A 21,773-nucleotide genomic window follows, 5' to 3' on the forward strand; every position below is an offset into this window, starting at 1 on the left:
ACGCGGCCCTGCCGGCCGGTGATCCCGTGGTGCCCCGGCCGGATCAGTGACCCACGGGCACCTGGTCGTGGTCCTTGGCGGCGGGGTGGGAGCGGAGCGGGACCTCCTTGAGGACGAGCGCCAGGAGGAACGCGGCGACCAGGAACGGGACCGCCCAGAAGAACACCGTGGTCAACGAGTCGGCGATCGCGGTGAGCACCCCGGACCTGACGGGCTGGGGCAGACCGTTGATCGCCTCGGTGCTCAGCTGCCCCACGTCCGGAAGCTGCGCGGCCGCTCCGGGAACGCTCGCGGCGAGCTTCGCGGTGATCTGGGAGTTGAAGATCGCCCCGAACACCGCGACCCCCACGGAGGCGCCGACCATCCGCATGAAGGCGACGGTCGAGGTGGCCACCCCGAGGTCCCGGACGGGGGCCGCGCTCTGTACCGCGAGCACCACGACCTGCATGACCAGACCGATGCCGGTGCCCAGGACGACCATGTATACGCCGGAGACGACCAGGGAGGTGGCCGCGTCCATGGTGGACAGGAGCCACATGCCGAGCGCCGCGACGGCCGTACCGATCACCGGGAAGACCTTGTATCGGCCGGTCTTGCTGATCATCTGCCCGGAGACGATCGAGGTGAGCAGCAGGCCTCCCATGAACGGCAGCAGGAGCAGCCCGGCGTTGGTGGCGCTCGCCCCCGAGACCAGCTGCAGGAAGACCGGGAGGAAGCTGATCCCGCCGAACATGGCGAAGCCGGTGACGAAGCTGATCCCCGAGGAGACCGAGAAGACCGAGTCCTTGAACAGGTGCAGGGGGAGCAGGGGGTCGAAGGCGCGCCGCTCCACCAGGGCGAAGACACCGAGGAGCAGGATCGTCGCCCCGCCGAGCGCCAGGATGAGCGGGGAGCCCCAGTCGTACTCGGTGCCGCCCCAGCTCGTGACGAGGACGAGGCAGCTGACGGCAGCGCTGAGCACCGCGGCGCCCGTCCAGTCGATCCGGACCCGCTCCCGGGTGACCTTGGGGAGCTTCAAGGCGGTGATCGTGACGAGCAGCGCGGCGATGCCGAGCGGCATGTTGATGTAGAAGATCCACCGCCAGGAGAGCTGGTCGGTGAAGAAGCCGCCGATCAGCGGACCGGCGACCGAGGAGAGCCCGAAGACGGCGCCGAAGTAGCCCTGGTACTTGCCGCGCTCCTGGGGCGGGACGACGTCCGCGATGATCGCCATGGCGATCACCATCAGGCCGCCTCCGCCGATGCCCTGGATCGCGCGGAAGACGATCAGCTGGGTCATCGTCTGGGCGAGACCGCACAGGATCGACCCGATCAGGAAGACCGCGATGACGAAGACGTAGATGGGCTTTCGCCCGTAGATGTCGCCGAGCTTTCCGTACAGCGGGGTCACCACGGTGGACGCCAGCAGATAGGCGGTGACGACCCAGGAGATGTGCTCAAGCCCGCCGAGGTCGCCGACGATGGTGACGAGCGCGGTGGAGACGATCGTCTGGTCGAGGGCGGCGAGCAGCATGCCGAGCATCAGGCCGGAAAGGATCATCAGGACCTGGCGATGGCTCAGGCCGGCCTCTTGGCCGGCCTTATGGTTCAAGGTTTCGGTCACCCGCACTCCATGTTTACCTGTGATTTCCCCGGATTTTACATGCAGCATACATATGTATCCTACATATGTCGACTGATATTATTTGGGGATGAATGAGTCCGTTTCGCCCGGAACTGCGATCGACCATGCCCTCTTCCGGCTGCGTGGGCTCTGGGCCAAGCCGTTCCGGCAGAGGCGGGCCGTCGAAGCCGGCAAATCCATACAGCTGTCGCACCTCATGGTGATCAGCGCGATCTTCCGGCTTCAGGAGGGCTCCGCGGAGGAGGTCACCGTCGGCGCGGTCGCCGACTTTCTCGACATCGATCCCTCGACCGCCAGCAGGCTGGTGCAGGACACCATCACCGCGGGGTACGCCGAGCGGGGCAGTTCGGCACTGGACGCGAGGCGGGCGCGGCTGCTCCTCAGCGAGCGCGGGCGGCGGTTGCGCGAGGCGATGACCAGGCTCCGGCTTGAGCACCTGGACGAGGTCATGGGCACCTGGTCCGAACCGGACCGGCAGACCTTCGCGGCGCTGCTCACCCGCTTCGTCGCCGACGTGACCCGTAAGCCCCCCGATCACTCCCGGCTGGTGGAGATGCTCGAAGAGACGGATCGGCCCTGTAGCGGAGACCGTCCGCCGCCGTACCCCAGGTGATCGTTGCGTTGTCCGCACCGTCTGAGGTACGCAGACGGCAAGGATCATGTGAGTGGCGTGTCGGCGGGGGCCTACTCCTTGTTCTGCGGGTGTTCGCCCGGCCGGTACGGGTGACTCGTCCGCCGCTCCTCGGCCTTCAGGCGTCGCCGGTGCTCGGCCACAGTCGTCCTGGGCGGTATGGGGGCGTGATGCCCGTGGTTCGCCGGTGGCTCCGGCAAGGTCAGCGAGCGGGTTCCGGGTCGTCGGCCGCCTGCGCGCGTGAACCCGTGTGGGCCAGGGCGAAGGCGGCGACGAGCAGCAGGGTGAGCCCCCCGTCGAACACCAGGATGTCGGTGGCACCGTCGACTCCGCCCTGCACGGTGTAGACGGCTCCCGCGACGGTCAGCAGCAGCTTGTTGGCGATGACGACGGCCCAGAGCGTACGGCGGCCGCGTGGCCGCCGGGCGAGCGATGCGAACAGCGCGGCGAAGGTGGCCAGGCCGACCATGCGCCAGGTTTCGACGACCTTGGTCGAGGCGGTCGCCTCGCTCACCTGCGCGATCGCGAAGACGGCGGAGGCGAGGGCCGCCGCGGCGGCGATCCACAGCAACACCTGTGCGACGACAAGCGGCTTGCCGTGTCTTTCAGAACTCACGTTCGCACCGTATCAGGAAATAAACCTTCCCAAATAAGGAGTATCATCCCTCGTCTCAGTGCATGGAGATGTGTACGTGGTCGTAGTGGTTCTGGGTGATGCTGCCGCGGTCGCTCATGGCCCGCCAGGCGCCGATCTTGCTGCCTCCATGCCAGATCTTCTGCCGGTAGATGATGTACTTCACGCCGAGTTTGCGGGCGTTCTTCATCGTCCACGCGGAGATCTCGTCGCCGAGTTTCACCTGCCCGGCGCTTGGCATCCGCCCGGCCGAGCTGAGCATGAAGTCGCAGGCCCTGCCCTGGGGGTGCTCCCCGCCTCCGGGGTCCACCCGGTAGCAGCCGACGACGAAACTCAGGTCGAACCGGTTCTTGACGGCGTTGAGCATGAGGCGGGTACGCGGGGTGATGTTGTCGCTTCCGGTGGGGAGCTCGGGGACCCAGGTGCCGTTCTTACGGCGGCCCGGTGCCAGCAGGTAGGAGTCGAGTTTCCGCTTGAGCTCGTTGATCAGGTCTTCCGCCGCGCGCCGCTTCTCCTTGGCCTCGGCCGCGGCCTCCAGCAGCTCCGTCGTCCGGGCGGAGGCGGCGTCGCGCGCCTGGGCGAGGGTGTCGCGCACGCTCATGAAGCGTTCGAGGGTGGCCAGCTGGGTGTCCGACAGCTGCCGCAGCAGCGAGGTCCGGCTGAGAAAGTCCTGGGTGCCGCCGTCGTTGATCAAACCCACGATCGAGTTGAAATGCGGGTACTGGTAGATGGCGGTGATGAGCGAGCCGAGCTCCTTGCGGGCCGCTTCGAACGCGGCGCCCGCCTCGGCGACCTTGGCCTGCGCGGCCTTCTCCGCCTTCTCCGCCCGCTGGTGGGCCACCCGGCGCTCGGTGTAGGTCGCGATCAGCGCGTCGACCTGCTTCTCCAGCTTCTTCACCTGGGCGAGAAGCTCTTTCTCGCTCGGCTTCGGCGCGCCGATGCCGAGATTCCCGGCGGGCCGGGCTTGCGCGGGGTGGGTGAAGCCTGTGGTGAGGACGGTCGCCGTCACCAGAAACGCGGCCACGCGGGCACGCCGAACACCCACTCGTTCTCCTCTCCTGCTACCGACCGGGTTAGCTGACGGGTTCGGGCCGGAGCAGCCCTACCGAGACGGCCGGTACGGCTGCCGCGGATTCACCCCTGTGCCGTGGCCGGTGGGGCGCACACCCCTGATCACGGCGCTCTGGGTCCCCGGTTCACGGGCCGGTGCCCGCGATTAGGTGGGTCAGCTTGAGACTGACATGAGACCGGATCGTAGTAGTTGATGCGATTGTTCGCGACTTTGTCGGACATCTTTTACCCCACACAAGGCTTGTGGTTGTCGAGAACCCTGTGGGGAAGGATGTTGTGAGAATCGCGCATCTGCTGGAGTGGTGGACATGCTGATCAGCGACCTGTTGCGCTACAAGGGGAGTGCGGTGACGACCCTCCCGTCGTCGGCGACCGTGGGAGAGCTCCTCGCCAAACTGGCCGAGCACAACATCGGTGCACTCGTCGTCTCCGACGACGGGCGGACGATCGCCGGAATCGTCTCCGAGCGCGACGTCGTCCGTCGGCTCCACGAGCGGGGCGCGGCCCTGCTGGAGGCCACCGTCGGATCGATCATGACGACCGAGGTCCGGACCTGTGCGCCCGGCGACAATCTGGACACCGTCCGGCGGACCATGACCGAGCGGCGGTTCCGGCACCTGCCGGTGGTGAGCGGTGGCCGGATGGTGGGGATCATCAGCATCGGTGACGTGGTGAAGAGCGCGATCTCCGAGCTGGAGGCCGAACGGGAGTACCTGGTCGGTTACATCCAGAGCTGATCGGATGCCACGTCGGCCAGGGTGATGCTCTCCAGCGTCGCCTCCTCCGCCTCGCGCAGCGCGTCCCACAGGTGCGCGAGGGGCCGCGCGGCGCCCGGGTAGACCCCCTGCCGCCTTCCGGTGTGCGGCGGTCTCAGCGGCGGACCCTCCACGGCCCGGACGATGTCGGCCAGGGTGATCTGGGCGGCCGGGCGGGCGAGCTGGTATCCGCCGTCCCGCCCACGCCGGCTGCGCAGGATGCCGGACTTGCGGAGCTGGAGCAGGATGTTGTCGAGGAAGCGCCGGGGGATGCCCTGGGCACGCGCGATCTGCTCGGCGTGCACCGGGCCGGGTGGCGCCGACGCGAGTTCGGCGCTCGCCCTCAGCGCGTAGTCGACCCGGGCTGAGACGCGCATGTCGGACTCCGGAGTGAGGTGGTGGGACGGGACCGGCCGCACGTGCGAACGCCGCCGCGGCCGGGTTCTCTCACACGGGACGCTGGTCGAGGCCCCAGCGACGTCGTAGTGCGTTGTCCGCCGTGTTGAAGAGGGCGTCCACGGCGATACCGATGATCAGAATGACGATCATCGTGGCGATCAGCCCCGGGGAGTCCGCCAGTTCCCTGGCGTAGTGGAGCTGCTCACCCAGGGACGTCTGGTTGGCGATGATGATGACGATCTCCCCGGCCATCAGGCTTCGCCAGGCGAAGGCCCACCCCTGTTTCAGGCCGGCCAGGAACGAGGGGAGGGAGGCGGGCAGGATCAGGTGCCAGTAGAGCCGCCAGCCGCGCAGGCCCAGCACCTTCCCCGCCCGGAGCAGGATCGGCGGGGTGTAGTCCACCCCGGTGATCAGTCCGTTGGCGATCGACGGGGCGGCGCCGAGGACGACGACGAAGAGAATCGTGCTCTCGCTCAGCTTGAACAGCAGGATCGCCAGGGGGAACCAGGCGATGGAGGGCATCGTCTGCAACCCCGTGATCAGTGAACCGAACGCGGCGCGCAGCGGCCGTACCCGGGACACCGCGGCCCCGATCACGAGGCCGATCGCCGTGGCGAGCGCGAACCCGGTGACGGCCCGGCGCAGGGTGACGGCGATCGCCTGATAGAAGGCGGGGTCCTGGAGGCGGCCGAACAGGTCGGTGAAGACCGCCGCCGGGCCCGCGAACGCGTACTCGGGCCGCCAGCCGCTCCAGACCACGAGCTGCCAGATCGCCAGGACGATGGCGACGGCCAGCAGGACGGGCCACAGGCGGGCCCACACCCGCGTGGCCAGGCTCGCCCGCCGCGGGGCCGCGGTCTCCAGCGCGTCGAGTCCGGTCAGCAGCCGCTCAGTGGTCGCCATGGCGGCTCACCTCCTCGCGGAGCCGGTCGGTGACGGTCGCGGCGAGGGAGGCGACCTCGGGGGAGTCGGTGCGCCGCGGCCGGTCCAGCAGCACGTCGAAGATCTCCACCACCCGGCCGGGGCGGCTGGAGAGCAGGACGACCCGGTCGCCGAGGCGCACGGCCTCACGCACGTTGTGGGTGACGAACAGGACGGTGAGTCCCCGGTCCCGCCAGATGCGCTCCAGCTCGTCGTGGAGGAGGTCCCGGGTCATCGCGTCGAGTGCCCCGAACGGCTCGTCCATGAGCAGCACGTCGCAGTCCTGGGCGAGCGCCCGGGCGAGCGCGACCCGCTGGCGCATGCCGCCGGAGAGCTCGTGCGGGCGCTTGGCCCCGAATCCGCCGAGGTGGACGGTCTTGAGCAGCTCGGCGGCGAGGGCCCGGCGTTCCGCGCGGGGCCGCCCGTTCAAGGCGAGCTCGACGTTGCGCTGGACGGTGAGCCAGGGGAAGAGCGCGGGCTCCTGGAACATCATGGCCACCCGGCGCCCCCCCAGGTGGATGCTCCCGCCGGTCGCCCGGTCCAGGCCCGCGATCAGGGAGAGCATGGTGCTCTTGCCGCACCCGGAGGCGCCGAGCAGGCAGACGAACTCGCCCGTGCCCACCTCTAGGGAGACGTGGTCCAGGGCGAGCAGCCCGTCCTGGCCGTACCCGTATGTCTTGGAGACGGCGTCCAGCCGGACCGCGGGCTCCGCGGTCCGGCCGGCGGGCGCCTCCTGCGCCCGCATGGTCATCGGTCGTTCACCTCGGGTGCGCCGGTCTCCTTCAGGACGGTGTTGAGGATGCTCAGGTCGTAGATCCCGTTGAGGTCGACCGGTTCGAGCAGGCCCACGTCGACCGCGTGGTCGGCGCTCCCCTTGAGGGAGGAGGCGATCGGGTCGTTGGTGAACGTGATGTTCTTGAAGACCGCGTCGAGGATCTCCGGCTTGAGCGCCTTTCCGGAGAGGCGCTCCAGGACCGTGTTGACGGTCTGCGCCGCCTCCGCCGGGTTGGCGTTGATCGCCGCGTTCGCCTCAACCTGGCTCTGCACCAGCTTCTTCACCAGGTCGGGGTGCTGGGTGAGGAACTCGGTGCGGACGATCAGGTGGGTGATCACGAACTTGCGGTCCGGCCACAGCTCCCGCTCGTCCAGGAGGATCTTGCCGCCGCTCTCGCTGACCAGGCGGCTGGCGAAGGGCTCGGGCACCCAGGCGCCGTCGATGTCGCCGGTGGCGAAGGTCTGCAGGGTCTGGGAGTTCTCCTGCGGCACGATGTGGACGTCGCCGCCCCCCTTGGTGTCGGTCTTGAGGCCCTGCTGTTTGAGCCAGTAGCGGATCGCCACGTCCTGGGTGTTGCCCAGCTGCGGGGTGGCGACCTTCTTGCCCTTGAGGTCCGCGGCGGACTTGATCTCCGGCTTGACGACGAGGAAGACCCCGCCGGAGGCCGCACCGGAGATGATCTTGATGGCCTGACCCTTCGACTTCGACCACGCGTTGATCGCCGGGTTGGGGCCGATGTAGGTCGCGTCGATGGCGCCGGAGAAGACCGCCTCGATGGCGGCGGGTCCGGCGTTGAAGGTCTGGGTCTTCAGCGTCGCGGCGCTGCCGAGGTTCTTCGCGAAGATTCCCTTCTCGACGCCGTAGAGCGCCGTCGCGTGCGTGACGTTGGGAAAGTAGCCGAGCCGTACCTCTGTGGCCGCCGTGGCCGCAGTCGTGCCCCCCTGAGTGGTGGTCTCCGCGCCACCGCACGCCGCAGCCAGGGCTGTCACCGTCAAGGCGACCACTGTGACCACGAACCCTCGAACTCTGCGGACTTCCACTGAAACTCCTCTATTCCTACTTAATAAGTGGGATATAGCGGGATTGAAGCCTGTCGGACGGGAATCGTCAAGCGCTCGTTATCAACCTGTGGCCGAAAGGAACGGCGGCTCCGCCTCGGCCCGGGACTCGTGATCAACTGCTCTAGCATCGTGCTCGTGACGCGATGGCTCGACGACGATGAGCAGCAGACCTGGCGTGCGTTCCTGATGGGGACCCAGGCGCTGTTCGACGCCCTCGACCGAGAGCTGCAGCGGGACGCGGGGATGCCGCACGCCTACTACCGGATCCTGGTCGTGCTGTCCGAGGCCCCGGACCGGAGCATGCGGATGAGCACCCTCGCCGAGGCGACCGGCTCCTCGCGCAGCCGCCTCTCCCACGCCGTCACCCGATTGGAGGCGATGGGCTGGGTCCGGCGGGAGAGCTGCCCGGGTGACCGCCGGGGACAGCTCGCCGTGATCACCGACCGGGGCTACGAGGTTCTCACCCGGGCGGCCCCCGGACACGTCGAAGGCGTCCGCCGGCACCTGTTCGACCTGCTCACCCCCGAGCAGGTCGGCAGCCTCCGGGAGATCGGCGAGGCGCTCACCCGCGGGGGGCGGACCCCTTCCTAGCTGTCGAAGCCCGTGGCCGTACGGGCGGATGCCGAGGCTTTGCCCCCACAGGCCGCGGCCGTGCCCGATCGCACCGTCGCGGCAGGCCGGACCCGCGGGCCCGCAGACCGCGGACGGCGGGCGGGCAATATCGTGGCCTGGTGCCCGGCTCGCGGGATCACGTGGAGAGGAAGTGCAGGACATGGAACGTGTCGCCGTCGTCACCGGAGCGGCCCGCGGAATCGGGGCGGCCGTCGCGAGAAGGCTGGCCGCGGACGGCATGGCGGTCGCCGCCCTCGACCTGGACGAGGCCGCCTGCGCCGACACCGTGGCGCGGATCGTCTCGGCCGGCGGGACGGCGATCGCGGTCGGCGCGGACGTGAGCGAGGCGGATCGGGTGGAACGGGCGGTGGAGCGGGTCGTCGCCGAGCTCGGCCCCCCGGTGGTCCTCGTCAACAACGCCGGGATCATCCGCGACAACCTGCTGTTCAAGATGGGCGAGGAGGACTGGGACCTGGTCATGGGCGTGCACCTCAAAGGCGCCTTCCTGATGACCAAGGCGGTCCAGGGACACATGGTCGACGCGGGGTACGGCCGGATCGTCAGCCTGTCCAGCACCTCCGCGCTGGGCAACCGGGGGCAGGCCAACTACGCCGCGGCCAAGGCGGGGATCCAAGGGTTCACCAAGACGCTCGCCCTGGAGCTGGGCCGGTTCGGGGTGACCGCCAACGCGGTCGCGCCCGGCTTCATCGTCACCGAGATGACGGCGTCCACCGCGGCTCGGGTCGGCGTGGAGTTCGAGGAGTTTCAGCGGGCCGCGACCGCCCAGATCCCGGTGCGGCGGGTCGGCTACCCGGAGGACGTCGCCCACACGGTGTCGTTTCTGGCGAGTGAGGGCGCGGGGTTCGTCTCCGGACAGGTGATCTACGTGGCGGGTGGACCCCGGGGGTGAGCTGACAGCGCGCCTTCGGCGACGTACCGTGATGGCGGGAGGGTCGCCGTGTCGATGTGCTCTGCGGAATCCTGTTCGGGTACGGCTGCCACGCCGTACGACCGGTGCCTGGCTCATCTGGATCGAGAGGAACTGGACCGCGCCCTCGCCGACCTCGGTCCCGGCCGGATGCTCGACGTGCGCGGGGTCGTGATCACGGCCGAGCTGCTCGCCGTGCTGCTCGGCCGCATCGGCCAGGGTCTGGGCCGGGTGCGTTTCGACGGGGCGGTCATCGCCTGCGACGCCTGGTTCTCCGGCAGGCGCTTCCAGGGCGACGTGTCCTTCGACGGTACCCGGTTCCTCGGGGCCGCGTCCTTCTACGGTGTGCGCTTCGAGCGCAACGCCTCCTTCCGCGGGGCGCACTTCCTGGGCGCGGCGTCGTTCGCCGACGCGCTTTTCGCCGGGTACGCCGTCTTCGACCACGCGGTCTTCCACCGGGACGCGGTCGTGAGCGCGGCCGAGTTCACCGAGGGGGCCTCCTACGAGGGCACGGTCTTCGCCGGATACGCCTGCTTCGACGATTCCCGTTTCGGCAGGGACGGATGGTTCCGCGGGGCCCGGTTCCGGCAGGTCGTGTCGATGAAGGGGACGACGTTCCACCGGGACGCGAGCTTCGCCGGAGCGGTGTTCGGCGGCCGGGCCTGGCTCGGCCCGATGACGGTGGCCAGGCAGCTCGTGCTCACCCGGGTGCGCAGCACGCGGGCGGTGACCGTGGCCGCGGTGGCGACCCGGGTGGACTGCGCCGGCGGGTACTTCGCCGACGGCACCACCCTGCGGCTGCGGCGGGCCGCGCTCCTGCTGGAGAACGCCGTCCTGGTGGGTACCGTGCGCGTCGAGGGGGCGCCGCGGCCCCTGCCGCGCACCTGCGAGCAGTTGATCGGCGAGGATCGGCAGGCCCTGGTGCTCTCGCTCCGGGGTGCCCGCCTCGACGACCTCCTCCTCGGCGACGTGGACCTCAGCGGATGCCGGTTCACCGGGCTGGCCCGGCCCGACCGGGTGCGGTTCTCGGGGAGGGCCGGATTCGCGGATCTGCCCGCGGGGCTGCGGCGGCGGCGCGGCTGGCCTCCGGTGGCCTGGCAGGGCGGGCGCCGGATCCTCGCCGACGAGTTCACCGTCCCGTTCGACCCGGCGCAGGTGGCCGCCCTCTACCGGCATCTGGCCGCCGCGCTGCTCCCGGAGGATCGCCGGACCGCCGCGGACTTCCGGTACGGCGAGATGGAGATCCGGCGCCGGAACGCGCCGCGCCTGATCGAGCGCTGGCGGCTCGGCCTGCACTGGATGCTGTTCGGGTACGGCCTGCGGCTGCGTCGCGGGCTGGTCTGGCTGCTCATCCTGATGCTGGCGGCCACGTTCGCCACGCTCACCCGGAACGGTGTGGGTTCGGGCCCGACCCGTCCGCACGTTGCCCCGGGGCTCAGGAGTACGGGTCATTGACGACCGGCTTGCGCCGTGCACTCCATCAGTCGATGCTACTCAATATCAGCATTTAGCTCTTGCATCCGAATTGCCCGCATAGCCGGGTCTGGGTTGAGAGGGTGGAGCACGCATGGCCAAGCACGCCCGCAAGAAGCGACACCGCCGTAAGAAGAAGGCGAATCACGGCAAGCGACCCAATTGTCGCTGATTTCCCCCATCTAGGGATAAATTCCCTGATGGCGCTATTTAACAATCGGTGTCATGCTTATTGACATCTCACGGTAGGCACCCCTATGTAAGAGGGGCTGAGAATCAGCCGACCTTCTTGAGTAGGTGGGAATGTCAACAGAATCTGATTCCGTTTCCGGGGAAACGCAGGCCCGGTTCGAACACCGGGCCCTGCAAGCCGGGGCTTTCGACCGGATCGGCGTCCGGTACGACGAGGCCTTCCCCCACAAGGAGGGCCAGCTCGCCGCCGGGGAGTGGCTGCTGAGCCGGCTCGGCCCCGGCGCCCGGGTACTCGACGTCGGATGCGGCACGGGCGTTCCCACCGCCAAGAGACTGGCGGACGCCGGACTCCTGGTCACCGGGATCGACATCTCGCCGGTCATGCTGGAGCTGGCGAGGGAGAACGTCCCCGAGGCCAAGTTCCTCGAACTCGACCTGCTCGACCTCGATCCGGTGCAGGAGGGCTTCGACGCGGTTGTCGCGTTCTTCTCGCTGCTCATGCTGCCCCGCCGGGACATCCTGCCCGCCCTGCGGCGGCTGAACGAGATGCTGGTCCCGGGTGGGCTGCTCTCCCTCAGCATGGTCGAGATCGATCTGGACGACGTCCCCTTCCAGTTTCTCGGGGCCCCGGTCCGGGTGACCGGCTACCTCAGGGACGACCTGAGGGCGGTCGTGGAGGAGGCCGGGTTCACCGTGCTGGAGGAGAACGCGATCTCCTACGCGCCCGCCACCATGCAGGCCCCGCCGGAGATCCAGCTGTTTGTGAACTGCAGAAAAGGTGCGTCCTGACGATCCGGACAGGAAGGGTTGGCGTGTCTGCGGATCTACGCGACAGCCTGGTTTTTCTGAGCCAGGCCACCGGTGCGATCGGCTCCAGTGTGGATCCGGAGGAGGCGGGCGCCCGGCTGCGTGAGGCGGTGGTGCCGATCCTCGCGGACCGGGCGGCCGTCTACCTCGCCGGCCACCTGGTGTCCGCGGAGGAGACCCGGCCCGACGTACCGCAGCCGTACCGGCGTCGGACCGGGGACCCCTCAGGCGATCTTGGATCGTTCTACGAGGTGCTCCTCCCCGCCGAGCTGGTCGTCTGCTCGCCGTGCGACAACCCGCTCACCAAGGCGCTCGTCACCGGGCGCCCGGTCGTGGAGGAATCCCTGCTCGCGGTCCCGCTCCGGGTCCGCGACCAGAGCCTCGGGCTCGTCGTGCTGCTCCGCTACCCCGGCGGCAGCCCGTTCACCGACCTTGATCTGCTCGTCGCCACGCAGCTCACGGAGGCGGCTGCCCTCGCCATGCACCACACCGACCTGCACCGCAGGCACCGGGTCGCGGTGGAGACGCTGGTCCGCGGCCTCCATCCGAGCAGTCCGCCCAGGCTCTCCGGAGTGGAGATCGCCTACCGGTACCAGCCGGGGAGTGAGACGGCGCGGGTCGGGGGCGACTGGTTCGACGTGATCCCGCTTCCCGGCGGCAGGGTGGCCCTGGTCGTCGGGGACGTCATGGGCCACGGGCTGAGCGCCGCCGTGATCATGGGCCAGCTCCGCACCTCGGTGCAGACCCTCGCCTCGCTCGACATGCCGCCGGAGGAGGTGCTGCGCTCCCTGGACGAGACCGCCCAGCGGCTCGCGGCGCAGTCCATGACCACCTGTGTCTACTGCGTCTACGACCCGGTGCTGCGGCGGTGCACGATCGCCAACGCCGGCCACATGCGTCCCATCCTGGTGCACGAGGACGGCAGGACCGAACTGATCTCGACGCCGCCCGGTCTCCCCATCGGCCTGGGGCGCCCGCCGTTCGAGACGATCGAGATCGCGGCGGACGACGACTGCCAGCTCGTCCTGTACACCGACGGCCTGGTCGAGGCGCGGGGACAGGACATCGACACCGGTGTCGAGACGGTGTGCCGGAAACTCACGGCCGGGCAGGCCGGTCGGCTCGAAGACCTCTGCGACGACCTCATGCCCGAGCAGCGGACCGACGACGTCACGCTGCTCATGGTCCGTTTCCGCGGCATAGCCAGCGGCAACGTCGCCAACTGGTATCTGGAGCCCCAGGCCCGTACCCCGAGCCGGGTCCGGCGGATGGTCGGCAGGGCCCTCGCCGAGTGGAAACTGGACGAGCTCATCCCGAGCGCCGCGCTGCTCGCGAGCGAGCTCGTCACCAACGCGGTGCGCTTCGCCTCCAAGCCGATCGGGATCCGCCTGATCCGCACCGATGTGCTCCTGTGCGAGGTCACCGACGACGACCACCGGCTGCCCCAGGTCAAGAGCCCGATGCCGACGGACGAGGACGGCAGGGGCCTGCGGCTCGTCAGCGAGCTCGCCGAACGCTGGGGGGCGAACCGGGTGGTGGGCGGCAAGGTCGTCTGGTTCTCCCTCGGCATCCCCGAGGACCGGTTCTGACCGCGCCGCGATTTCCGTGCCCCGCGCGTGATTGACGGTCGGATGTGGGTAGACGCGGCGTGGGGTCGACGGGACACCGACGAGGAGGCGCCTTGATACGTGTGCTGATCGCCGAGGACATGCACCTGATTCGCGGGGCCTTGGCGGCTCTGCTCGGCCGGGAGGACGATCTGGAGGTCGTCGCGGAGCTTGCGGACGCCGCTGAGCTGGTACGGCGGGCGCGGGCCACCCGGCCCGACGTCGCGTTGATCGACATAGGGCTCCCGGGTCAGGACGGGATCAGCGCCGCGGCCGAGCTGCAGGTCCGGGTGCCCGGCTGCAGGTCGGTGATCTTGACCGGGTTCGGCACCCCGGCGGCGCTCCGGCGGGCCCTTGCGGCGGGCGTGCACGGGTTCGTGGTCAAGGACGTGCCCTCCGAGGAACTCGCCCGATGCGTCCGCAGGGTGGCGCGGGGAGAACGGGTCATCGACCCCGCCCTCGCGGTCGCCGCGCTGAGCGGCGAGGACAGCCCGCTCACCGCCAGGGAGCTGGACGTCCTGCGGATCGCCGCGGAGGGCGCCGCGGTGGGTGAGGTGGCCAGGCGGCTCTACCTCTCCGAAGGGACGGTGCGCAACTATCTCGCCCGGATCATCGGCAAGGTCGGGGCACGCACCCGGGTCGAGGCGATCATGATCGCCCGGGACGAGGGCTGGCTCTGGCCCGCCGACGGCCGGAACCCGGGACTGGTCCGGGCCCGGCCCTCACGCATCCGCTAGGCGCGCGGCGGACGTCAGGCGGGGGAGGGGCTCGCGGTCCGCCAGTGCCCGACGAGGTCGGCGTAGAGCGGCGATTCGGAGATCAGCCGCTCGTGGACGCCGAGCGAGACGCGGGTGCCGTCCATCACCAGGATGTGCCGCGCCCGAGCCGCCGAGGTGAGGCGGTGGGCGATCACGATGAGCGCACCGCCGCGCCGGGCGAACGCCTCCTCGGCGCGGGCCTCGGCGGCCGGGTCCAGGTGGCAGGTGGCCTCGTCCAGGACGACCAGCCGGGCCGGCGCGAGGTAGGCGCGAACCAGGGCGATCAGCTGCCGTTCCCCGGCGGACAGGGCGCCGGGGTCGACCTGCGCGTGCAGGCCGCCGAGCCGCCGCACCAGCTCGGCGCCGCCGACGGCCTCGGCGGCCCGCTCGATCGCCGGCGCCGGCGTGCCGGGGGCGTGGTAGAGGAGGTTTTCGGCGAGCGAGCCGCGGAAGACGTACGCCTGCTGGGGGATTAGGACCCGGGCGTGCGCCATGGCCGGGCCGGTGGGGGAGCCGTCGACGAGGATCTCCCCGCGCTGCGGCCGGAGTACCCCGGCGATCAGGGCGGCGAGGGTGGACTTGCCGATCCCGCTGGGACCGACCACGGCGATGTGGTCGCCGTCGTGGACCGTCAGATCCAGCCCCGAGACGACCGGTTCCGCGCCCGCGCCGTAGGCGAAGACGACCCCGCGCAGCTCCAGCCGGGGCGCCGCGCCCACCGGGACCGAGCCGTCCGGCGCGGCGGAGAGCGCGGTGGAGGGAGCGGTGGAGGCCGGGCGGCATTCGGTCTCCAGGATCCGGTCGAGGGTGACCGCGAGCCGTACCCCGCTCACTCCGAGGCCCTGGACGAGCGAGCCGAGCGTGGGGGTGAGGGACTGCATGACGAAGGCGAGCGCGCCCAGGATCACCCCGGGCCCGGCCCCCTCGCGGATCAGCCAGGGGGTCCCCGCCAGCAGGAGCAGGACGGGCAGCCATCCTCCGACGGCGAGCGCCAGGGTCCGGACCGCGGTGAGCCGGGCCAGGACGTGCGCGGCCCGCGCCTGGCGCCGTACCGCCGACCCGACCGTGGCGCGCGTCCGGTCGGCCGCCCCGCACGCGGTGATGTCGCGCAGCCCGGCGACCATGGTCGCGACCGACTCGGCGGTGTTCTCGTCGGCCAGGATGAACGCCCGCTGGCGGCCGGCGAGGGCGGGCAGCGAGGCGAGGAAGAGCACCAGCCCGACCAGGAACGGCGGCAGCACCAGGACCAGGACCTCGGGCATGAGGGTGAGCAGGCCGAGCACCACGCTCACCAAGGTGAAGACGAACGTCCGGACCACCGTGATCACCGCCGCGTAGGAGTCGCGGGCGAGCTCCACCTGGTGGCTCATCCGGGACACGGCGGCGGTGTCGGCCCGATCCCCCGGGGTCCCGGCCCGGCTCAGCGTTCCGCCGACGATCCGGCTCAGCAGATCGTCGCGGAACGGTTCGACGACCGAGGCCAGCAGCAGGAGGATCTGCCGCGCGCCGACCGCGGCCACGGCCCAGGAGGCGCCGAGCACCGCGAGCCAGCCGAGGCCGGTGAGCGGGCGCCCGGCGGCGAACCCGTCGTCGACGGCCCGGGCGACGGCGTGCCCCGTGGTGAAGGCGGGCAGCGCCTCGGCCGTGGACCAGAGCAGGAACGGCACGAGCAGGGACGGCCGCCGGCGGATCGGCGTGATGACGATGTCGAGGATCCGACCGCAGTGGGCGAGACCGCCGATCATGAGGCCTCCCTGGGGGTTGGGCGCGGGGCCGCGACCTCCCGGCGACCACGGGACGGGTACGGCCGCACGGTGGACGCGGGGATCACGGCGTGCCGCCGGAGTCGGGGAGGGCGGTCTGGAAGACCGCGCGGTACTCGGGGTTCTCCCAGAGCACCTGGTGGGACGCGTAGGCGCGGACCCGCCCGTCCTGGAGCCAGACCACCCGGTCGCTCCGCGCCGCGGTGGCCACCCGGTGGGTGACGATGAGGCGGGTGCGGTCGCCGAGGCGCTCGGTGAGGGCGGCGGTGACCTGGCGTTCGGTGACCGTGTCCAGGCTGGAGGTGGCGTCGTCGAGGACGAGCAGCCGCCCGTCCCGCGCGAACGCCCGGGCGAGCCCGATCCGCTGGGCCTCGCCGCCCGACATGGGGGCCTGCGCGATCGCCGTGGCGTAGCCGTGGGGGAGCCGCCGGATGAACCCGTCGGCCCCGGCCTCCCGGGCGGCGGCGCGGATCCGCTCCTCGCCGGGGACGCGTGCGCCGAACCCGACGGCGTCGGCGACGGTCGCGCCGAGCAGGACCGGCAGCTCGAACGCGTAGCCCACGGCTCCGCGCAGCTCGTCGGCGGAGAGCCGGCGCAGGGGGATCCCGTCCAGGAGCACCGTGCCGGTGTCGGGGTCGAGGAGACGCCCGGCGACCGCGGCGAGGGTCGACTTGCCCGCCCCGACCGCGCCGACCACGGCGACGCACGAGCCGCCGGGGACGGTGAGGTCGACGTCGGCCAGGATGTCCCGTCCGTCGAGCCGGACGCCGACTCCGCGGAGCTCCAGGCGGCCGGGGCCGCCCGGCAGGAAACCGTCGCCGTACGGCACCGCGGGGAGTTCGAAGAGGCCGGCCACCCGGCGGGCGGCGGCGCGGGCCCGGGCGACGCGCCCCACGTAGCCGAGGGCCGAGGCGATTCCGGCGCCGAGGACGACGTAGCGGGCGGCGGCGAGGAGCTCGCCGACGGTGAGCGCGCCTTGGGCGAGCCGGACACCACCCACCGAGAGCACGGCGATCTCCAGAAACGGCACGACGACCGCCGCCTGGACGCCGGCGTTGGCGTGGACCCGCCACAGGCGCAGCCCGGCCTCGCGCAGCCGGGGCAGCGGGACCAGGACGCGCCGTGTCTCCTCCGCCGCGGTTCCCGCGGCGGCGATCGTCCTGGCCCCGGTCAGGGCGTCCAGGAGCCGGGCGGAGATGTCGCCCTGCGCCTGCTGGTAGTCGGCGGCGACCCCGGTGGTCTCGTGGAAGAAGGCCCGGAGCACCACGGCGATCAGCACCAGCCCGACGGCGAGGGTGAGGGAGAGCCACGGGTCGACGAGGGTGAGCACGACCAGGCTGCCCGCCGCGGGGATGACCAGGGTGGCCGCGTTGATCACGGCTTCGGGGGCGCGGCCCACCTCTTCGGCGTTGACGCCGGTCCGGGTGAGCAGGTCTCCGTGGGTGAATCGCCGGGTGGAGGCGACCCCGGTGTCGAGGATGTGCCGGACGGTCCGGTGCCGGAGCCAGGCGGTGGCCCGGGCGCCGCCCGCCCCGCCGGCGAGGATGCCGAGGACGTCGCAGACGACGATGAGGGCGACGACCGCCACGCACGCCCAGAGCACGGGTCCGGCCGCACCCCCGGTGACGAGGGTGTCCACGGTCCGCCCGAGCAGGTGGGGCAGGGCGAGGTCGGCGACGGCCCCGGTGAGCGCCGTCACCGCGAGGATCGCGAGCCAGGGCCCGCCGCGCCGGGCCACGCCGGTGATCAGCCGCCCCGGCTCCGGTACGCCGGTCTGGTCGGGTGGGGGCAACGGGTCCTCCCTGGGAACCTCGGGTCGTCCGGGTCTGCCGGGACGCGCACGCCGAAGGCCCCGGGCGGGATGAGGAGCCTTACTCCGCCCAGGGCCCGCGGACGTGTTAGTGGTTGCCGCAGAGAATGCTGAGGCTGCTGTTCTCGTGCGGGGTGCAGCCGATGAGGCTCAGCGAGCTGCCGCCACCGTGGTGTCCGCCGCCGGCGGGGGCTTCCATGCCCTGAAGGTCGAGAAGTGCCATGGTCCTACTCCTTAAGCGAGGGCCTGCTGAATGAGGGCCTGCCGGTGATGCACAAGCGACTGCGGGCGACTCAGTGGTTGCCGCAGAGAATGCTGAGGCTGCTGTTCTCGTGCGGGGTGCAGCCGATGAGGCTCAGCGAGCTGCCGCCACCGTGGTGTCCGCCGCCGGCGGGGGCTTCCATGCCCTGAAGGTCGAGAAGTGCCATGTTTTCCTCCTTTCGAAGTGTGAGATGGGGTGTCCCGCTTAGCCGGTGGTGGCGAGAGGCTCTCCGCGGTCGAGCCCCCGCTCCGGTGTCCGGCCGGGCGGTTGGCAGAAGGGGAGGTGAACCGGCTGCTCGTGCAGCACGGTGCCGAGGGCGAGTAGGATCCCCGCCGTTCCCGTCGCAAGGTCCATGGAGAGCCGCAGCAGCTGGTTGCCGGGAAAGGCGAGTTCACCTCGGTAGGGCAGGGCGTGCCAGGCCAGCCGGGGGATCTGGTCGATCGCGCGGGGGTCGGGGTGGGGCACCCCGGGGCGCAGGCCCATCCCGAGCGCGGCGATGACGCTGCCCCGGCCGGCGAACAGCCCCGACTGCACGTAGTAGGGGAGTCCGGTCACCCGGACGACGCCGTCGAGGGCCTCCCGGAACTCGGGGTCCTCCCGGTGCCCGAGGTACCTCGACAGGACCAGTCCGATGCCGAGCGACCCCTGGTCGAGGTAGAGGTTGGTGCGCCAGGTCTGCCGTACCTGGAGCTGACCGTCCTCGCGGACGACACACCTGCGCAGGTCCTGGCGCAGGGCGGTCGCCGCGTGGTCGAGCAGTCCGGTGTCGCCGGTCCGCTCGTAGGCGTGCAGGAAGAGCAGCGCGACGCCCGACGAGCCGTACAGCAGCCCGGCGTGCGGGTAGGCTCCCCCGCTGAACTCGGGGACGTCCTCGACGCGGCCCAGCCGGTCGGCGGAGAGGTCGACGGCCCGCTGGGCGAGGCGGAGGAACTCCCCCTCGCCGGTCGTCTCGTGGAGGTGCAGCAGGTTGAGCCCGATGCCGGCCAGGCCGTCGTTGAGGTTCAGGCCGAGCAGCTCCCACCGCTCGCGCAGGCAGACCTCCACCAGGTCGAGGGCGTCCTGGCGATGTCCCAGCAGGTCAAGGACGTGTGCGACGCCGTGCAGGCCGTCGTAGAAGCCCACTCCGGTTCCCGGCTCCGGCTCCGCGGCGCGCTTGCGCAGCCAGTCCTCGTGGTCGGGGAAGCGCCCGGCCCCGGTCGTCGCCAGCGCGTAGAGGACCCCGGCGGCGCCGTACCCGAGGTTGATCCCGCCGCCGGGCAGGAACTGGGCGATGTCCCCGGGGAAGAGCCGGTCGGAGCGTTCGGGTGTGGCCGAGGCGAGGATGGCGCGGCGCATGGACTCGCGGACCCGGGTCCAGTTCTCCGGACCCGGTACGGGGACGTCCGGCTTGGCCGGGGCGGCGGCGCTCCGGGGGTCGCCGAGAATCGTGCGGACCGCTTCGTCGACGTAGGCGCGCCGCACCGGGAACGTCGTGGCGACGAGTTCGGCCAGCTGCCGCACCTTGGGGCGGTGCATCCACAGGAGCACGGTGGCCTGCGGGGCGAACAGCCCGAGCCGCAGGCAGGCCAGGGCGTACTCGTCGACCTCGACGCCGACCCGGTCGGGCGGCGCCCCGAAGCCCGGGTGCGCCAGGGCGGAACGGGTCCGGTCCTGCGTGAGGGTCGCGACCTCGAAGTCGATGAGGACCGGCCGGTCGTCCTCGCCCACCAGGATGTTCAGCGGGTGCAGGTCGCCGAAGACCACCCCGCGCCCGTGCAGCTCCCGCACGGTCTGTTCCACCCGGGACAGCATGCCGACCACCCAGTCCGCGTACTCGGCGACGTCGGAGGGCTCGCAGTCCGCCCGGATCAGCGGGTGCCGCTGGATCGCGGTCTGGCTCAGGGTCGTCCCGTCCACGAACTCCTCGACCAGGAAGTGGTGGTCGCCCAGGGTGAAGTAGTCGATCAGGGCGGGCACCGCGTCCAGTCCGGCGAGGCGCTCCAGCATGTCGCGTTCGTGCCGCAGGCGGGCGACCGCGTCGCGCCCGGCGGCGTCCAGGCCGGCGTGCGGCCGCCCCTCCTTCAGGATGACCTTGGTCCCGGTCCTGGTGTCCACCCCCTGGTAGACGCCTCCGCCGTTGGAGAAGTGCAGGACCTGCTCGATCCGGTAGGGCAGTCCGGCGACGGTCACCGCGTTGCGCGCGGCCAGGTGCGGGGTGAGGAAGCCGGGGAGCGTGACCCACTCCGGGACCGCGAAGGTGGGTCCGCGCCGGTCGGGGACGAGCTCGCCGTCGGCGTTCTCGATCGCCAGGACCCGCTCGCCGCTCTCGGTGACGCAGTGCCGCTCGGCGAAGCCGCCGTAGCGCACGTACAGCGGTCCGGGGCCGTAGCGCAGGTCGCTCAGGATGTAGGGCCCTTCGACGCCGTCGAGGATCCCGGAGAGCTCGTCCAGGACGAGCTTGAGCCGCTCCTCGTCCACGGGGTAGATCGTCACGAGCTTGCCGCTCGCCCCGCGGGCGGCGTACTTGGAGTTGGCCATCATCAGGACGCGCGCGCCGCGCAGGAACTTGAAGGCGATCCCCGCGTTCGTGCAGTAGTCCCAGACGGCGTTCAGCGTGCGGTCGACGTCGTCGCGGCAGGCCGAGATGTGGATCTTCCAGCCCTGTGACGGCAGCCGGTGTCCCTCGGGTGCGTAGTGCATCCAGGTGTCGGTCTCCTGGTGCTGCCATCCCTCCGGCAGGGGCCGGGCGAGAATCGGGAAATCCGGGTGCTCGGCTCGCCGCTTGTCAAGTGTGTCGTAGAAGAGCGGGTCGGCGAGGCAGTAGATCTCATACTTGTCGATCATGAGATAGCCTCCTTTGCGCGGTCAAGGAGAGATAATTCCGGCTAGCCCCAGCAATGCCTAGTTACATACGCCACCGTCGCTATATGCGAATCTCACATAGGGAGTCGTGAATCCGGTCACGCCGATATCGGCGTACCAGGGGAGAGCCGTGGTCAGGCGAGCTTTCCGGGGACGGCCACCGTCAGGGTGAAGCGGCCGTCGGCACTGCGCACGTCGGACCGCCCGGCCACCGCGGCGACGCGGTCGCGCACATTCGCCAGGCCCTCGCCCGCCATGACCGTCCGGGTGCACCCCCGGACCCCGTCGTTGGCCACGGTCAGGGTGATCAAGCCGTCGGCGTCCCGGAGATCGATCTCGCATCGGCGGGCGGCGCTGTGCCGCAGCACGTTGGTGACCGCCTCGCGCAGCACCGTGGCGAGCAGGTCGCCGGTCTCCCGGTCCGGCTCCGCGGGTCCGGTGAACACGCAGGCGACGCCCGCGGCGGCGAGCGCCGCGCGCAGGCCGGCCACCTCGTCGGCGAAACGGGTTCCGCGGTACCCCGCGGCGAGCTCGCGGAGCTCGACGGCGGCGAGCCGGAGCGACTCGATCACCACGGTGAGCTCGGCGTGGACGGCGGGCAGGTGCTCGGACAGGCCGCGTGCCGTGTCGCCGTGGAGCCGGGCCACCCAGAGCCGGTGCCCGACGAGGTCGTGGAGGTCTCGGGCGAAGCCCGTACGGACCTCGGCCACCGCCCGCGCGGCGACCTCCACCTGCCGCGACCGGATCCGGCGCAGCCGGACCGTGAGCCGCCAGACGGCACAGGTAAGCACCGCGACGGGGAGCAGAGAGATCGCCGACAGTACCCAAAGGGAATCGAGCACCGAAATC

General features: G+C 71.0%; 22 protein-coding genes and 1 riboswitch. Of the genes, 9 read left to right on the plus strand and 13 right to left on the minus strand.

The window, feature by feature from the left end; genetic code table 11:
• Positions 1–43 precede the first annotated feature (43 nt).
• Positions 44–1,603 carry an MDR family MFS transporter gene (locus RUR_RS26265; protein ID WP_283137863.1) on the minus strand — a complete coding sequence of 520 codons (1,560 nt, stop codon included), beginning with the start codon at positions 1,601–1,603 and terminating at the stop codon, positions 44–46.
• Between the two features lie 88 nt (positions 1,604–1,691).
• On the opposite strand from RUR_RS26265, the gene RUR_RS26270 reads away from it, so the two are divergent.
• Complete coding sequence (locus tag RUR_RS26270; RefSeq protein ID WP_283137864.1) at positions 1,692–2,237, plus strand: MarR family winged helix-turn-helix transcriptional regulator; 546 nt, start codon at positions 1,692–1,694, stop codon at positions 2,235–2,237.
• 220 nt (positions 2,238–2,457) lie between these two features.
• Here the strand turns inward: RUR_RS26270 and RUR_RS26275 are convergent, their stop codons facing one another.
• Together RUR_RS26275 and RUR_RS26280 are read right to left on the minus strand one after the other, a co-directional pair.
• Positions 2,458–2,871, minus strand: coding sequence for a hypothetical protein (locus tag RUR_RS26275; protein WP_283137865.1), 414 nt, complete (start codon positions 2,869–2,871; stop codon positions 2,458–2,460).
• Between the two features lie 55 nt (positions 2,872–2,926).
• Entirely contained in the window at positions 2,927–3,934 is a 1,008-nt protein-coding gene (locus RUR_RS26280; protein WP_283137866.1) for a coiled-coil domain-containing protein, read from the minus strand.
• Between the two features lie 3 nt (positions 3,935–3,937).
• A riboswitch (cyclic di-AMP (ydaO/yuaA leader) is annotated at positions 3,938–4,122 on the minus strand.
• Between the two features lie 146 nt (positions 4,123–4,268).
• Between RUR_RS26280 and RUR_RS26285 the strand changes: the two genes are divergently transcribed.
• Positions 4,269–4,697: a CBS domain-containing protein gene (locus tag RUR_RS26285; protein ID WP_283137917.1), complete on the plus strand. Its 429-nt coding sequence runs from the start codon at positions 4,269–4,271 to the stop codon at positions 4,695–4,697.
• Here RUR_RS26285 and RUR_RS26290 read toward each other — a convergent pair.
• The 4 genes from RUR_RS26290 to RUR_RS26305 all read right to left on the minus strand — a co-directional run bounded on the left by RUR_RS26290 (position 4,682) and on the right by RUR_RS26305 (position 7,850).
• Positions 4,682–5,092: an RrF2 family transcriptional regulator gene (locus tag RUR_RS26290; protein ID WP_283137867.1), complete on the minus strand. Its 411-nt coding sequence runs from the start codon at positions 5,090–5,092 to the stop codon at positions 4,682–4,684. The two genes, RUR_RS26285 and RUR_RS26290, sit on opposite strands and share 16 nt — an antisense overlap.
• 70 nt (positions 5,093–5,162) lie before the next feature.
• A complete protein-coding gene (locus tag RUR_RS26295; protein WP_283137868.1) occupies positions 5,163–6,017 on the minus strand; it encodes an ABC transporter permease in 855 nt (284 codons plus the stop codon).
• Positions 6,004–6,786, minus strand: a complete 783-nt coding sequence (locus tag RUR_RS26300) for an ABC transporter ATP-binding protein (protein WP_283137869.1) — start codon at positions 6,784–6,786, stop codon at positions 6,004–6,006. The genes RUR_RS26295 and RUR_RS26300 overlap by 14 nt, the downstream gene beginning before the upstream one ends.
• Positions 6,783–7,850 carry an ABC transporter substrate-binding protein gene (locus tag RUR_RS26305; RefSeq protein ID WP_283137870.1) on the minus strand — a complete coding sequence of 356 codons (1,068 nt, stop codon included), beginning with the start codon at positions 7,848–7,850 and terminating at the stop codon, positions 6,783–6,785. The genes RUR_RS26300 and RUR_RS26305 overlap by 4 nt, the downstream gene beginning before the upstream one ends.
• A 156-nt stretch (positions 7,851–8,006) precedes the next feature.
• Between RUR_RS26305 and RUR_RS26310 the strand changes: the two genes are divergently transcribed.
• The 7 genes from RUR_RS26310 (at position 8,007) to RUR_RS26335 (ending at position 14,227) form a co-directional block, all read left to right on the plus strand.
• Positions 8,007–8,462, plus strand: a complete 456-nt coding sequence (locus tag RUR_RS26310; protein ID WP_346349066.1) for a MarR family winged helix-turn-helix transcriptional regulator — start codon at positions 8,007–8,009, stop codon at positions 8,460–8,462.
• Positions 8,463–8,643: 181 nt separating this feature from the next.
• A complete protein-coding gene (locus tag RUR_RS26315) occupies positions 8,644–9,393 on the plus strand; it encodes an SDR family oxidoreductase (RefSeq protein WP_283137872.1) in 750 nt (249 codons plus the stop codon).
• A gap of 54 nt (positions 9,394–9,447) precedes the next feature.
• The gene (locus RUR_RS26320; RefSeq protein ID WP_283137918.1) at positions 9,448–10,866 is read left to right on the plus strand and encodes a pentapeptide repeat-containing protein; all 1,419 of its coding nucleotides are present in this window, start codon (positions 9,448–9,450) and stop codon (positions 10,864–10,866) included.
• Positions 10,867–10,978: 112 nt separating this feature from the next.
• A complete protein-coding gene (locus tag RUR_RS36860) occupies positions 10,979–11,056 on the plus strand; it encodes a 50S ribosomal protein bL37 (protein ID WP_428847028.1) in 78 nt (25 codons plus the stop codon).
• Positions 11,057–11,187: 131 nt separating this feature from the next.
• Positions 11,188–11,865 carry a class I SAM-dependent methyltransferase gene (locus RUR_RS26325; protein ID WP_283137873.1) on the plus strand — a complete coding sequence of 226 codons (678 nt, stop codon included), beginning with the start codon at positions 11,188–11,190 and terminating at the stop codon, positions 11,863–11,865.
• Positions 11,866–11,888: 23 nt separating this feature from the next.
• Positions 11,889–13,472: an ATP-binding SpoIIE family protein phosphatase gene (locus RUR_RS26330; RefSeq protein WP_283137874.1), complete on the plus strand. Its 1,584-nt coding sequence runs from the start codon at positions 11,889–11,891 to the stop codon at positions 13,470–13,472.
• A 101-nt stretch (positions 13,473–13,573) separates the two neighbouring features.
• The gene (locus RUR_RS26335; RefSeq protein ID WP_428847029.1) at positions 13,574–14,227 is read left to right on the plus strand and encodes a response regulator; all 654 of its coding nucleotides are present in this window, start codon (positions 13,574–13,576) and stop codon (positions 14,225–14,227) included.
• 14 nt (positions 14,228–14,241) lie between these two features.
• Here the strand turns inward: RUR_RS26335 and RUR_RS26340 are convergent, their stop codons facing one another.
• The 6 genes from RUR_RS26340 to RUR_RS26365 all read right to left on the minus strand — a co-directional run bounded on the left by RUR_RS26340 (position 14,242) and on the right by RUR_RS26365 (position 21,766).
• Positions 14,242–15,993 (minus strand): ATP-binding cassette domain-containing protein, encoded by a 1,752-nt coding sequence (locus RUR_RS26340; protein ID WP_283137876.1) that lies wholly within the window; start codon positions 15,991–15,993, stop codon positions 14,242–14,244.
• 82 nt (positions 15,994–16,075) lie between these two features.
• Complete coding sequence (locus tag RUR_RS26345; protein WP_283137877.1) at positions 16,076–17,803, minus strand: ABC transporter ATP-binding protein; 1,728 nt, start codon at positions 17,801–17,803, stop codon at positions 16,076–16,078.
• Between the two features lie 106 nt (positions 17,804–17,909).
• The gene (locus RUR_RS26350; RefSeq protein ID WP_283137878.1) at positions 17,910–18,044 is read right to left on the minus strand and encodes a SapB/AmfS family lanthipeptide; all 135 of its coding nucleotides are present in this window, start codon (positions 18,042–18,044) and stop codon (positions 17,910–17,912) included.
• A 70-nt stretch (positions 18,045–18,114) separates the two neighbouring features.
• Entirely contained in the window at positions 18,115–18,249 is a 135-nt protein-coding gene (locus RUR_RS26355; RefSeq protein ID WP_283137878.1) for a SapB/AmfS family lanthipeptide, read from the minus strand.
• A 38-nt stretch (positions 18,250–18,287) separates the two neighbouring features.
• Complete coding sequence (gene lanKC, locus RUR_RS26360) at positions 18,288–20,906, minus strand: class III lanthionine synthetase LanKC (protein ID WP_283137879.1); 2,619 nt, start codon at positions 20,904–20,906, stop codon at positions 18,288–18,290.
• A 152-nt stretch (positions 20,907–21,058) separates the two neighbouring features.
• Positions 21,059–21,766: a sensor histidine kinase gene (locus RUR_RS26365; protein WP_283137880.1), complete on the minus strand. Its 708-nt coding sequence runs from the start codon at positions 21,764–21,766 to the stop codon at positions 21,059–21,061.
• Between the last annotated feature and the right edge of the window lie 7 nt (positions 21,767–21,773).

Source organism: Rhizohabitans arisaemae (genome assembly GCF_025996515.1).
Classification (GTDB): Bacteria; Actinomycetota; Actinomycetes; order Streptosporangiales; family Streptosporangiaceae; genus Rhizohabitans; species Rhizohabitans arisaemae.